Annotated in this window: 11 protein-coding genes; 5 read left to right on the top strand and 6 right to left on the bottom strand. The window is 42.7% G+C overall.

Annotated features, from left to right (window positions below):
- The first annotated feature begins 450 nt into the window (after window positions 1-450).
- Window positions 451-1,233 carry a TSUP family transporter gene (locus ACGF7G_RS11340; RefSeq protein WP_387465543.1) on the top strand — a complete coding sequence of 261 codons (783 nt, stop codon included), beginning with the start codon at window positions 451-453 and terminating at the stop codon, window positions 1,231-1,233.
- A 20-nt stretch (window positions 1,234-1,253) separates the two neighbouring features.
- On the opposite strand, the gene ACGF7G_RS11335 is transcribed toward ACGF7G_RS11340, so the two are convergent.
- The 3 genes from ACGF7G_RS11335 to ackA all read right to left on the bottom strand — a co-directional run bounded on the left by ACGF7G_RS11335 (window position 1,254) and on the right by ackA (window position 5,042).
- Window positions 1,254-1,481 (bottom strand): type II toxin-antitoxin system Phd/YefM family antitoxin, encoded by a 228-nt coding sequence (locus tag ACGF7G_RS11335; RefSeq protein ID WP_387465541.1) that lies wholly within the window; start codon window positions 1,479-1,481, stop codon window positions 1,254-1,256.
- A 147-nt stretch (window positions 1,482-1,628) separates the two neighbouring features.
- Window positions 1,629-3,755: a phosphate acetyltransferase gene (gene pta / locus ACGF7G_RS11330; RefSeq protein ID WP_207627342.1), complete on the bottom strand. Its 2,127-nt coding sequence runs from the start codon at window positions 3,753-3,755 to the stop codon at window positions 1,629-1,631.
- 84 nt (window positions 3,756-3,839) lie between these two features.
- The gene (gene ackA, locus ACGF7G_RS11325; protein WP_387465540.1) at window positions 3,840-5,042 is read right to left on the bottom strand and encodes an acetate kinase; all 1,203 of its coding nucleotides are present in this window, start codon (window positions 5,040-5,042) and stop codon (window positions 3,840-3,842) included.
- Window positions 5,043-5,433: 391 nt separating this feature from the next.
- On the opposite strand from ackA, the gene yfbV reads away from it, so the two are divergent.
- Both yfbV and ACGF7G_RS11315 read left to right on the top strand, forming a co-directional pair.
- The gene (gene yfbV / locus ACGF7G_RS11320) at window positions 5,434-5,889 is read left to right on the top strand and encodes a terminus macrodomain insulation protein YfbV (protein ID WP_387465538.1); all 456 of its coding nucleotides are present in this window, start codon (window positions 5,434-5,436) and stop codon (window positions 5,887-5,889) included.
- A 153-nt stretch (window positions 5,890-6,042) separates the two neighbouring features.
- Entirely contained in the window at window positions 6,043-7,875 is a 1,833-nt protein-coding gene (locus tag ACGF7G_RS11315; RefSeq protein WP_387465536.1) for an SLC13 family permease, read from the top strand.
- Here ACGF7G_RS11315 and yfbR read toward each other — a convergent pair.
- The 3 genes from yfbR to ACGF7G_RS11300 all read right to left on the bottom strand — a co-directional run bounded on the left by yfbR (window position 7,872) and on the right by ACGF7G_RS11300 (window position 10,378).
- Window positions 7,872-8,465, bottom strand: a complete 594-nt coding sequence (gene yfbR, locus ACGF7G_RS11310; RefSeq protein WP_387465535.1) for a 5'-deoxynucleotidase — start codon at window positions 8,463-8,465, stop codon at window positions 7,872-7,874. The two genes, ACGF7G_RS11315 and yfbR, sit on opposite strands and share 4 nt — an antisense overlap.
- A gap of 464 nt (window positions 8,466-8,929) precedes the next feature.
- Window positions 8,930-9,136: a hypothetical protein gene (locus ACGF7G_RS11305; RefSeq protein WP_387465533.1), complete on the bottom strand. Its 207-nt coding sequence runs from the start codon at window positions 9,134-9,136 to the stop codon at window positions 8,930-8,932.
- Between the two features lie 27 nt (window positions 9,137-9,163).
- Entirely contained in the window at window positions 9,164-10,378 is a 1,215-nt protein-coding gene (locus tag ACGF7G_RS11300) for a pyridoxal phosphate-dependent aminotransferase (RefSeq protein ID WP_021325725.1), read from the bottom strand.
- An 809-nt stretch (window positions 10,379-11,187) separates the two neighbouring features.
- Between ACGF7G_RS11300 and hexA the strand changes: the two genes are divergently transcribed.
- Entirely contained in the window at window positions 11,188-12,120 is a 933-nt protein-coding gene (gene hexA / locus ACGF7G_RS11295) for a transcriptional regulator HexA (protein WP_387465531.1), read from the top strand.
- Between the two features lie 708 nt (window positions 12,121-12,828).
- Window positions 12,829-13,278 (top strand): NADH-quinone oxidoreductase subunit A, encoded by a 450-nt coding sequence (locus ACGF7G_RS11290; protein WP_023045489.1) that lies wholly within the window; start codon window positions 12,829-12,831, stop codon window positions 13,276-13,278.

Here is a 13,278-nt window from a genome sequence, read left to right as displayed (position 1 = left end):
GTACCAATGTGTATTAACACAAGAATCTGCAATTGTTATTAATAATTATCGGGCATTACATTGTCGTGATATCGTAAAAGACAATCGTCGATTGTTAGTACGGTTATTTGGCCTCTCGAAATATACGGAAGGTATTGTCATTTCAGATGATCCTTTATTACTTGAGGGATAGATAATTGTTCATTATGTCGTTACAATAAAATATAATTAAATGTAGTTATTATTCTGAGTTTTAATTATTCTAAAATAATAATATATTGGATAACCATTTCAAAGTAGTGCTACATCGATGCTTTATTTATTTTTTTAATCAGATTGGTAAATGTATCATATTTTTCGGCGTATAAGGTCTGATTGAAAGTGAGACATGATGATGAAAAGCTATTTAAATAGCTTGCATTATTAATAATTCAGGTTATTTTTAAATATTTGATAATATACGGAATCATTATGGATTGGGACATAATAGGAATATTGGCAACTATTGCTTTTCTAGCAGGTTTTTTTGATGCAATAGCTGGTGGAGGAGGATTAATAACATTACCTACTCTATTCCTTGCAGGGATAGAACCAATCAGTGCTATGGCTACTAATAAATTTCAGGCAACTTCGGCAAGTATATCAGCTACTGTAACTTTTGCACGTAAAGGGTTAATCGAGTGGAGGAAATCAATATTTTTAATATTTCTTAGCTTATTAGGGGGAGTTGGTGGGGCTTTGTTTGTAAGTATTATCAGTAAGAGTGTATTAGAAGCTTGCGTGCCAATATTATTAATTGTCGTTGCAGTTTATTTTATTTTCTCACCGAAATTGAGTAATGAAAATAATAAAAAAAGAATATCTATATTGTTATTTTCATTTTTAATCGCTCCTGTACTTGGTTTTTATGATGGTATATTTGGTCCAGGAACGGGTTCTTTTCTCATGATGAGTTTTATGTTCTTCTGTGGCCTGGATATGATGAAGGCAATGAGTTTTACTAAGTTAGCAAATGCTTCATGTAATATTGGTGCATTGTTTATTTTTATCACTAAAGGCGTCATTATATGGCCATTGGCTTTAGCAATGGCTATAGCATCTTTTATTGGAGCACAGCTAGGTGCACGTTGTGCTGTTAAAGTAGGTCCTCGTTTAGTAAGACCGATGCTGATATTGGTATGTTGTGTGTTAGCGATTAAACTTATTAACGCTGAAGATAATCCGTTACGGGTTATGATCCTTAATCTTCTATAATTGCACCAAATTAAAACAAACTATTCGGTAGGTTGAGGATTGGGGTATGTATCTATAGCGCTAGTGTTAATACTGGCGATATTGACTTTATGTATTTTAAGCAAAGCGATTGACTGATCTCGTTGTTTTCTTTCTGCGGATGATTTAATAACATAGGCTGGTACACCATTTTGTGTGACCAGAATGGGTTCAGATAATTCAAGAGCATCGGCGTTCTTTTTTATAAAACTGATCGTTTTAATTCTCATTGTGACCTGCTAATCATTTTTGTAACTAAATAGTATGCTTCCTCAAGTCTGGTGTGTCAGCGCTTGCCACTACCGTCCATGATGTGATTAAGGACTGAATCTTGTGTGGAATTCAGTCCTTAAATGAGTTTGATGTGCCAGAAGTCGTTATTCTTCTTCTTGTGCCGATTGAATCGCCGTCAGTGCAATAGTGTAAACAATATCGTCTACCAAAGCGCCACGGGACAAGTCGTTAACCGGTTTACGCATCCCTTGCAGCATCGGCCCGATTGAAACCAGATCCGCAGAACGTTGTACTGCTTTATAAGTAGTGTTACCGGTGTTCAAATCAGGGAAGATGAACACGGTAGCTTGACCGGCAACCGGTGAGTTTGGCGCTTTGGATTTCGCCACATCTGCCATGATAGCGGCGTCATATTGCAATGGGCCATCAATGATCAGGTCTGGACGTTTTTCCTGTGCCAGACGGGTTGCTTCACGAACTTTTTCAACATCACTACCTGCACCGGAGTTACCGGTAGAGTAGGAGATCATCGCAACGCGAGGCTCGATACCAAATGCTTTAGCTGAATCTGCCGATTGAATGGCGATTTCAGACAGTTGTTCAGCTGTCGGATCCGGGTTGATCGCACAGTCACCGTAAACCAGAACTTGTTCTGGCAGCAGCATAAAGAATACGGATGATACCAGTGAACTACCAGGTGCGGTTTTGATTAACTGCAATGGTGGACGGATCGTGTTTGCTGTGGTGTGTACCGCACCGGAAACCAAGCCGTCAACTTCGCCCTGTTCCAGCATTAGTGTACCCAGAACAACGTTGTCTTCCAGTTGTTCGCGTGCGACGACTTCGGTCATGCCTTTGTTTTTACGCAGTTCAACCAGACGTGGGACATAGCGCTCACGTACAGCAACTGGATCAACAATTTCAATACCGGTACCCAGTTCTACTCCCTGAGCAGCCGCAACACGACGGATCTCTTCTGGATCGCCCAGCAGCACACAGCGCGCAATACCTCGGTCAGCACAAATAGACGCCGCTTTCACGGTACGAGGTTCATCACCTTCAGGCAGAACAATCCGCTTACCTGCTTTGCGTGCCTGCTCAGTGAGTTGATAACGGAATGCCGGTGGCGACAGGCGGTGTGGACGTTCAGAGTTCGCTGTCAGCGAATCGATCCACTCCTTGTTGATGTGGTGTGCGACGTAGTTTTGCAGTTTTTCGATACGTTCATGGTCATCTGCCGGTACTTCCAGGCTGAAACTTTGCAGGCTCAGGGAAGTCTGCCAGGTGTTGGTATCAACCATAAAGACGGGCAGACCTGTGCCGAAAGCACGTTCACACAGTTGCTTAATAGGTTCATCAATGGCATAGCCGCCGGTTAGCAGAATCGCACCGATTTCAACACCGTTCATGGCCGCCAGACAAGCTGAAACCAGAACATCTGGACGATCAGCGGAAGTCACCAGCAGGGATCCCGGACGGAAGTGCTCCAGCATATGTGGAATGCTGCGTGCACAGAAGGTCACGGATTTCACACGACGGGTTTTGATTGCGCCTTCGTTGATAATGCGGGCGTTCAGGTGTTTTGCCATATCGATTGCACGCGTCGCAATCAGATCAAAATTCCACGGAATGCAGCCAAGGATTGGCAATGGGCTATTTTTAGCCAGTTTGTTTGGATCGATGTTAGCTACGATGGCTTTTGAGGATTCATCAAAGATCTCTGACAGATCAGGACGGGTACGGCCCTGATCATCAACTGGCGCATTCAGTTTGTTAATAATAACACCGGTAATGTTCTGGTTTTTGTTGCCACCAAATTCAGCACGGGCCAGTTCAACGCGTTCTTTCAACTGCTCTTGGGAATCGTTACCCAGCGCCAGTACGAACACAATTTCAGCGTTCAGGGTCTTGGCGATTTCATAGTTCAGCGATTGGGCGAACGGATGTTTACGGGTTGGAACCAGACCTTCAATCAAGATAACTTCTGAGTCTTTGGTGTTTTCGTGGTAAAGAGCCACGATTTTTTCCATCAGGACATCTTTCTGATTCGTGGTCAGCAAAGATTCCACATAGGCCATATCCAGTGGTTCAGCGGTTTTAATGCTGGAGTGAGAACGAATGATTGCAGTGGTTTGGTCTTGTGCGCCACAGCAACGGGACTGGGCGATGGGTTTGAAAACACTCAGGCTGACGCCTTTTTGCTCCATTGAGCGGATAACTCCCAAACTAACACTGGTCAGGCCGACGCTGGTGCTGGTAGGGATCAACATAATTGTGCGGGACACGGAAACCTCTTTACGGTTGCTCGTTGGTCAAAATAGTACCGCCAGCAGTTGCTGGCGGTGCGCAAAGTCTTACGCGGTCAGGCGCGCAGCGTCTTGAGCTATGACTAATTCTTCATTCGTCGGGATCACCAGAGCAGGACGGCTGTTGTCAGTCGTGATAGTACCGGATTTACCGAAACGGGCAGCCAGGTTACGTTCGTGATCATATTCAAAGCCTAACAGAGCCAGTTTTTTCAGTACCAGCTCACGTACCAGCGAAGAGTTTTCACCGATACCACCGGTAAAGATAATGGCATCCAGACGGCCTTCCATCAGGGCAGAGTATGAACCAACGTATTTAGCCAGACGATGGCAGTAGACATCCATAGCACGTTTAGCATCGGCTTTGGTTTCGTAGTTATCTTCTATATAACGGCAGTCGCTGGTGACTTCTGTCAGACCCAGCAGGCCAGATTCTTTGGTCAGCAGTTTGTTGATCTGTTCAACGCTCATGCCCAGAGCGTCATGCAGGTGGAAAATGATAGCAGGATCGATATCACCGCTGCGGGTACCCATGACCAGACCTTCTAGTGGCGTCAATCCCATAGAAGTATCAACACACTGACCATTAACGATAGCGGAGATAGAACCGCCATTACCCAGATGGCAGACGATAACATTCAGCTCTTCAACCGGTTTGTTCAGCATTTTCGCTGTTTCACGGGAAACGAAGAAGTGGCTGGTTCCGTGTGCGCCATAGCGACGGATACCATGCTCTTTATACAGGTTGTATGGCAGTGCATACAGGTAAGCTTCTTCCGGCATCGTTTGATGGAAAGCGGTGTCGAAAACGGCAACGTTTTTGCCCGCCAGATGTGGGAAGCCTTTTTTCGCTTCTTCAATACCAATCAGGTGAGCAGGGTTGTGCAGTGGTGCGAATGGAACCGCATCTTTAATACCCTGAATAACGTCATCATTGATGGTGACAGAAGAGGTGAACTTTTCACCGCCATGAACAATGCGGTGACCAATGGCGTCGATTTGAGCAGAAAGTTCTGGTTTTTCCGCCAGAATAGTATTAACAATAAAGTTCAATGCTTCACTGTGGGCTGCACCAGCACCTAAAGCGGCTTCATGTTTTGCACCATCCATTTTCCACTTAATGCGGGCTTCAGGCAGGTTAAAACATTCAGCTAGACCAGAAAGATATTCTTCACCGTTAGTCGGATCGATGATAGCAAATTTCAGAGAAGAGCTACCGCAGTTGAGAACCAGTACCAGCTTACTTGACATGGAAATACCTATATCTTGTTTGTCATTGAGTCTTACAGATAAGACGTGTGATTAATAAAACATCAATTACTCATCAGCATAGCGTATAATAGTGATGACGTTAAATGATTAACATCATGCCAGGTGTAAAGAGCATGATGATAAGGTTACATTTTTTTAAGAACCTTTTTTACCTGCCTGATGTTAAATTACAGGATTATTTGTTAACAAAATGAGCCTAAATGTAGTAAAAAAGGTAAAATATGCTGTTTTACTGCTATGGACAGTATAAAAGTGGGTGTAGGATACCGATAGCCAGCAGTAAAGACAAAATATACTTAATCCTACAAAAAATATTTTATCGTTTACAGACTTTTTTTAAAAATTATGTTTTTAATTGATCGAGGTCATAATGAGCACAATGCCTCCTGCCAGTGGCGGATGGATGAGAAGGATGCAACTGGGACAGCAATATATGAAGACTTGGCCGATTGAGAAACAACTTGCGCCCATGTTTCCTGAAAACCGGATGATTAAAGTAACCCGCTTTGGTATCCGGTTTATGCCGCCGTTGGCTATTTTTACGATGACGTGGCAAATCGCACTGGGTGGTCAACTGGGTCCGGCAGTTGCTACTGCGCTGTTTGCGTGCAGTTTACCTATGCAAGGGTTATGGTGGTTGGGGAAACGGGCATCAACACCTTTGCCGGCGACGTTGCTGAAATGGTTTCATGAAATCCGTAATAAATTTGTTGAAGCAGGTATTGCCATGGCGCCAGTGCAGCAAACGCCGACTTATCAATCTCTCGCAGAATTGCTGAAACGGGCGTTTAAACAACTCGATCGGTCGTTTCTTGATGATATTTAGCTGGAAGAGATTGAAAAAGCCGCAGATGACATGACGATTCACGACAACAAACAGACATATTGTTGATCGCAACTGGAGATTTTCCCTCAATAAAATGGTCTACTAATCACGTTTTCGACACCATATCTTCTTTATTCGTTGATAGAGGCCATTTTGAATAGCGAACTCTTGTGGGTTCTGACCCTGTTATTGATAGCTATCGTTCTTTTCACTACCAATAAACTCCGTATGGATATTGTCGCGTTATTGGTGATTATCGCATTTGTCATGAGTGGAACCTTGACACTGGGTGAAGCAACCAGTGGTTTCAGTGATCCCAACGTTTTGTTGATAGCCGCTCTGTTTGTTATTGGTGAAGGGCTGGTGAGAACCGGTGTCGCTTATCAAATGGGGGACTGGCTGGTAAGGGTTGCCGGCAACAGTGAAACCAAGATGTTGGCGTTACTGATGATGACAGTTGCCGGTCTTGGTGCTTTTATGAGCTCTACGGGGGTAGTGGCGATTTTCATTCCAGTGGTGCTGAGTGTTGCGGCCAGAATGAAAATTTCGCCGGGGCGGTTGATGATGCCCCTGAGTTTTGCCGGGCTTATCAGTGGCATGATGACGTTGGTCGCGACGCCACCCAATATGGTCGTTAACAGTGAATTGATACGGGAAGGGCTGCCCGGTTTCAAATTCTTCTCTATTACCCCCATCGGTATTCTGATTCTGTTTGTTGGTATTGGCTATATGCTGATTGCGCGTCATTGGCTGGCTAGCAACCAGTCTGATAACGGTGATGATAAATGGAATCGCCGTACTTTCCGTGATTTTATCCGCGACTATAAATTATCAGGTCGTGCTCGTCGCCTGGCAATTCGGCAAGGTTCCCCGCTGATTGGCCTCTCTCTTGATGAATCGAATTTGCGTGCCCGCTATGGGGCTAATGTCGTTGGTATTGAGCGCTGGCGGCGTTTCCGACGCGTTATGGTCAGCGCGATCGGTAATACAGAATTGAGAGAGCGGGATGTCTTGCTGATTGATATGTCAGACAGTGAAGTGGATCTGCGTGAATTTTGCAGCGAGCAATGGTTGGAGCCAATGGTGCTGCGCGGGGAATATTTCTCCGAACAATCCCGTAATGTGGGTATGGCCGAAGTCTCTGTGATCCCAGAGTCCAATTTATTGGGTAAATCCCTGCGGGAAATAGGTTTTCGTACCTGCTACGGTTTAAATGTTATCGGCATTCGGCGTGATAGTGAACCGTTGTTGGGTAAACTGGTAGATGAACCACTGCAACTTGGGGATATTTTACTGGTTATTGGTGATTGGAAACTGATCCACGTCCTGCAAACTAAAATGCGCGATTTTATTGTCCTCAATTTACCCATTGAGATTGAGGAAGTAGCGCCGGCAACGTCTCAGGCTCCGCACGCACTTTTTAGTTTGGCGCTGATGGTTGCCATGATGCTTACCGATGAAGTACCCAATGTGATTGCTGCGTTGATAGCTTGTCTGTTGATGGGGAAATTCCGCTGTATCGATATGGAAAGCGCTTACCGTTCTATTCATTGGCCCAGTATTATCCTGATTGTCGGGATGATGCCGTTTGCACTGGCATTACAGAAAACGGGTGGGGTTGATCTGATTGTCTGCGGCTTGATGGATATTGCGGGTGATATGGGGCCGAGGATAATGCTGTTATGTCTGTTTGTACTTTGTGCCGTCATTGGTTTGTTTATTTCCAATACGGCAACGGCGGTATTAATGGCACCGATAGCCATTGCCGCAGCGCGTGAAATGGCAGTGTCACCCATGCCATTCGCCATGATTATTGGTGTGGCTGCTTCTGCCGCATTTATGACCCCGGTTTCATCACCGGTGAATACACTGGTTCTTGGCCCAGGTGGTTATAAGTTCTCTGATTTTGTCCGTTTGGGCGTGCCGTTTACCATTTTAGTGATGGTGATTAGTGTGCTGATTATCCCTTGGTTGTTCCCATTTTAATCTGGGATATCAAGGCTAATTTCATCCAGCGACAGGCTGAACCCCGGCACAAAAACTGCCATAAAGTAATCCATCTCTTGGCTGTGGCGAGCAGCCAGGGTTTTTTCAAGCCGGGTTTTTGCCAGATTGAATTCACTGTTACCGGCTGATAGCTCTTCCAGACATTTGAGATAAGCGCACAGGGCATCGGCCTGTTTAACAATAGAAATTTCTTCTTCTGTATGCTGGCTGTCATCCAATATCGGACGAAAATCCTCTTGTAACTCTGCTGGTAGCATTTCCAGTAATTTTTTCTGCGCGATTTTTTCTATCTTTTTGTATTCCCGTGCAATATGTGGGTTGTGATATTTGATAGGGGTGGGTAAATCCCCGGTGATAATTTCGCTGGCGTCGTGATACATCGCCAGCAACGCAATGCGTTCAGCATTCACATTGCCGCTAAATTTGCGGTTTTTGATAATGGCTAAAGCATGTGCGACAAAGGCCACTTGCAGGCTGTGTTCAGAAACATTTTCTGTACGCACATTGCGCATAAGAGGCCAGCGGTTAATCAGTTTCAGACGGGAAAGGTGGGCAAAAAAGTGGCTCATATTCATCTCTTACCGTGGAAAATTGTTTTTATTGTGAGCGGTTGGCAGGGGGATGTAAACCTTAACGTCGCCCTTTAATTTTTATCCCTTAGTTGCAGCAGAAAAACTCTGTTTCTCTGACACATTAACAATATTTGCCAACGGCAGCCCAAGGCGTATAACGTCAGTAATATGACCGACTAATTTACATTTACTATTAACTGGCAATGTTATAATCGTAATAGGTATATTTTTTTAAAGAAATCTATTTTTCCACTCCATTTTATATACAAAACGCATACAAAAATTTCATATAATTTACAATAGCTCATTATTCATTCAATCGATCTCCTTTATCAAGTTTAATAAATGCGATGTTTAATTCTTTTCTATCCCGCCAATGCCTTATATAATCGCCATAAATTCTCCGGTGAAAATAAAAAAAACGAGTCTATGTTACCGGTAAAAATGAAAATTGACTGACCTTAATTTTGTAAAGTGTCGTCATTTGATATCAATAAAGTAAAATAATGGAAATGGTTACCAGAGATTTCTGGCTGACTGGTGACGTGTTCACCAGTGAAGATAAATCGGTCAGATTCATTTATCGGTGTAATCGGTGTAGAAAAAAGTCGGTTTTCTTCTGCACCGATAGAACTCATGGTATAAATAATGTCTGTTATCAGTAGCATCCGCTTATCGAATGGTTCTTCTTATTTTTACTGATGATATTTGCCAATAAATCGGGCGAATTTCTGAATGGCCATTTCCAATTCATCAAGCCTTGGCAGTGTTACGATGCGGAAGTGATCGGGTTCCGGCCAGTTAAATGCCGTTCCCTGCACGAGCAGGACCTTCTCCTGTAATAAGAGATCAAGCACCATCTTCTGGTCATCATGAACGTTAAAACGCTTCGCATCAATTTTCGGGAACATATATAAAGCCCCCTTAGGTTTTACGCAGGAAACGCCAGGGATTTGATTGATTAATTCCCACGCGCGGTTACGTTGTTCATACAAACGACCGCCAGGTAAAATGAATTCACTGATACTCTGGTAACCGCCTAACGCGGTTTGAATAGCGTGTTGCATTGGCACATTGGCGCATAAACGCATTGATGCCAGCATCTCTAAACCTTCAATATAGCTCTTGGCGTGCTTCTTCGGACCGTTTAATACCATCCAGCCCTGACGAAAACCGGCAACCCGATATGTTTTAGATAATCCGTTAAATGTTACCGTTAACAGGTCAGGGGCAAGTGCGGCAATTGAATGATGCTCTGCATCGTCATATAAGATTTTGTCGTAAATCTCATCAGCAAAAATAATCAAATTATGCTGACGAGCTATTTCAACAATTTCCAGTAACAGCGCCTTGCTATATACAGCACCCGTTGGATTATTGGGGTTAATAATCACAATCCCGCGTGTGCGAGGGGTAATTTTGTTACGGATATCATCTAAGTCAGGAAACCAATCTGACCCTTCATCACACATATAATGTACGGCTTTCCCACTGGAAAGTGAAACCGCCGCAGTCCAGAGAGGATAATCGGGGGCAGGAACCAGCATTTCATCACCGGTATTCAGTAATGCCTGCATTGCTTGAACGATTAATTCAGAAACACCATTACCGATATAAATATCTTCAACACTCACATCCAGCATATTCCGGGCTTGATAATGTTGCATGATCGCTTTACGAGCAGAATATAGACCTTTTGAATCTGAATAACCCTGTGCTGTTGGTAAGTTGCGGATAACATCTACCAGGATTTCATCGGGTGCTTCAAAACCAAAAGGGGCTGGATTACCGATATTTAATTTGAGGACTTTGTTACCTTCTTCTTCAAGGCGTTTAGCTTCCTTGAGTACGGGGCCGCGGATGTCGTAACAAACATTATCCAATTTGCTGGATTTTTTAACTGCTAGCATAGAGAGTCTTACCTTAATTTTGGTAAAAAGGGGTGCCTGGCATATAGCGTCTGACATTTAATGTACTCTTCCCTCCAGGTGTTTTGAAGATGCATTGATATATTTGGTTAAAATGGTTGTTTTAGTAAGGGTATTGTTATTCTAGTATCTTTTTATGTAAATTATGTCAGTGTTAAATGCTTAAATTTATCGTAATATTGAATTTATAATCTGAATTGTTCTTATTTTTTAGTGTGGATATGAAGCATTTTTAACATCACAGCGGCGTGGTTGCGTGGTTGTGGGGGGAAAATGAGCACAACTCAATTTGCCAATAAAAATGATTGTATTTGTATAATTTATTCTTATGTATAAGATTTGTCTTGAATTAGCAATTTAGAACTATATATTTTAGAAAGATCGAACAATATTTTTGAGCATTTCTGGAAACTAATTGTAAATTTATCTGAATAGGATTATCAAACATTAGTAATATTGTAGATTTTTACTTTATATTTAGTTTTTCTGATATAACTTATGTTATTCTTTGAAGTGAGTCAGAAAACAAAATAACCAAACTAGAAATCACATATAGGGTGTTGTAAATAGGGATTGTCCTCAATTTATTTAGGAATCCGAGTAACTTTGACTAAGAGAGAGGAGAAAATAAAACCCACTATGGGCTCAATAGGTAAAAAAACAGCAGTAAATCTTTGCCCTATTTAATAGAGTAGAGTACTGTCTAATCGATGTTATTTAATTTGATAGTGCTTACGTAAAAACACTAGGTTAGTTAGTAATTAAAATCAAAAAAAAGTGATGAATAAACAATGATAAATGCAAATCGTCCGATAATGAATCTCGATCTCGATCTGCTAAGAACTTTTGTTGCTGTTGCTGATTTAAATACGTTTGCAGCAGCAGCAGCAGCAGTCTGCAGAACGCAATCGGCTGTAAGTCAGCAAATGCAACGTTTGGAGCAGTTGGTGGGCAGAGAGTTATTTGCCCGCCATGGCCGTAATAAGCTTCTTACAGAGCATGGTCTTCAACTTCTTGGCTATGCAAGACAAATCCTGCGCGCTAATGATGATGCCAGTGCATCATTAACCTATAGCGATGCAGAAGGTGAGTTAAGAATCGGTGCATCCGATGATACCGTGGATACACTACTCCCTTTTTTGTTAAATCGCGTCGCTTCGGTTTATCCGCGGATGGCAATAGATGTTCGTATAAAGCGAACTCAATTTATTGAAAGTATGCTGGATAGCCATGAGATCGATTTGGCGTTAACAACGGCAAAGATCAGTCATCATCCAAGGACTGTTCTGCGCTCAACACCGGTATTATGGCATTGTGCTCCTGATTTTCAGCTACAGCCAAACGAGCCTGTGCCGCTGGTTGTGATGGATGAAACAAATCCATTCCGCCAGCTGGCGCTGGATACGCTGGATGAAGTCGGGGTATCGTGGCGTATTGCTTATGAAGCTGCTTCTCTGTCGGCTGTTCGCACGGCAGTGAATGCAGAAGTCGGTATTACTGCCCGTCCTTTGGAAATGCAAAATGCTGATCTGCGTATTTTAGGTGAGAGTGAAGGGCTTCCTCGTTTGCCTGAAACTCAGTTCTCTCTATATAGACATAGCAATGAACAGAATGAATCTGTTCTGACTGTTTTTAGTGCGATAGAGAATAAGAAAACCCCGTACACTATATCGGGTGTTTCTGAAGAACCGCTTTCTGATGATGGCGACATTATTGAAGAGTAATATCTAAAGCACTTAATCTTTTGCTAATACCTCCATTATGGATGAAAGGAGGTATTAGCCTTCCAGATATATTTATAAGTAATCATCAACTAAATTCACCTTATTTTGCCGTTATCATGATCATTGAATATACGGTGGCTTTTTTCCTAACCCCTCCCTGCTTTGGTTAACAAATTGTTATATTGTTAACAAAGTAATAATTTGCAGAATTGATAAAATAAGCGTTTCTGTAGTTAACCGTGATTTTTTTCTTATCTTACGGATGAAAAATATAATTTCCTCAGATTTGAATGAATTATCATCAGCGCCAACATTTTTTTCTGTCAAACTGTGTACTTGATCAAAGAAATACCCCCTATGAAACAGTGGAAAGGCCGGTTTTTCCTGAGATAATGATGTAGTAAAAGCGAGTTATCGGTTAAACTGGATCCCGGCGCTGTTTGCATGTCAAGTGACTGACACGTTTTAGCAGTGTGGTAGCACGATCCGTTAAGATTAAGTTTGTTGTTTGTAAATAAATGTTAGATTAATTTTGTCATAACAGACAAAATATTGTTGAGAGGAGTAAAAACCAAGAAGATTCACTCCATCAATCATTGATTAGCAGTGTTTCAGATTTGGTTGTTACCCCTTCCCTTGAATCGATGTGGTGCAACACTGCCAGACAAAAGAGCAGACATTTTTGACACCACTTTTGATGAGTAAGCAATGAGTATGTCAACATCCACTGAACTCTTTGCCCATCACTGGGCATTCGCGGTATTTCTTTTAGGTGCTTTCGGTCTGTGTGCTTTGATGCTGTTAGGGGCGTTTTTTCTGGGCGGGAGAGCAAAAGCCCGGGCAAAACATATCCCTTATGAATCTGGTATTGATTCTGTCGGCAGTGCTCGTCTCCGTATGTCGGCCAAGTTCTATCTGGTCGCCATGTTCTTTGTCATCTTCGATGTTGAAGCCCTGTTTCTATATGCATGGTCAGTCTCTATCAAAGAGAGTGGCTGGTTAGGCTTTATCGAAGCAAGTATTTTCATTTTGGTGTTATTGGCAGGCTTGTTTTACCTGGTGCGTATTGGTGCGCTGAATTGGACGCCATCCCGATCAAGTCGCCAGGTCAGTAAACCAAGCGTTGTGATTAACATTAACAATAGTCATCCGCAGTAA

This window comes from Photorhabdus sp. RM323S (assembly GCF_042879375.1).
Taxonomy (GTDB): domain Bacteria; phylum Pseudomonadota; class Gammaproteobacteria; order Enterobacterales; family Enterobacteriaceae; genus Photorhabdus; species Photorhabdus tasmaniensis.
The sequence above is the reverse complement of the archived record's forward strand: the minus strand, read 5'-3'. Positions and strand labels throughout refer to the sequence as shown.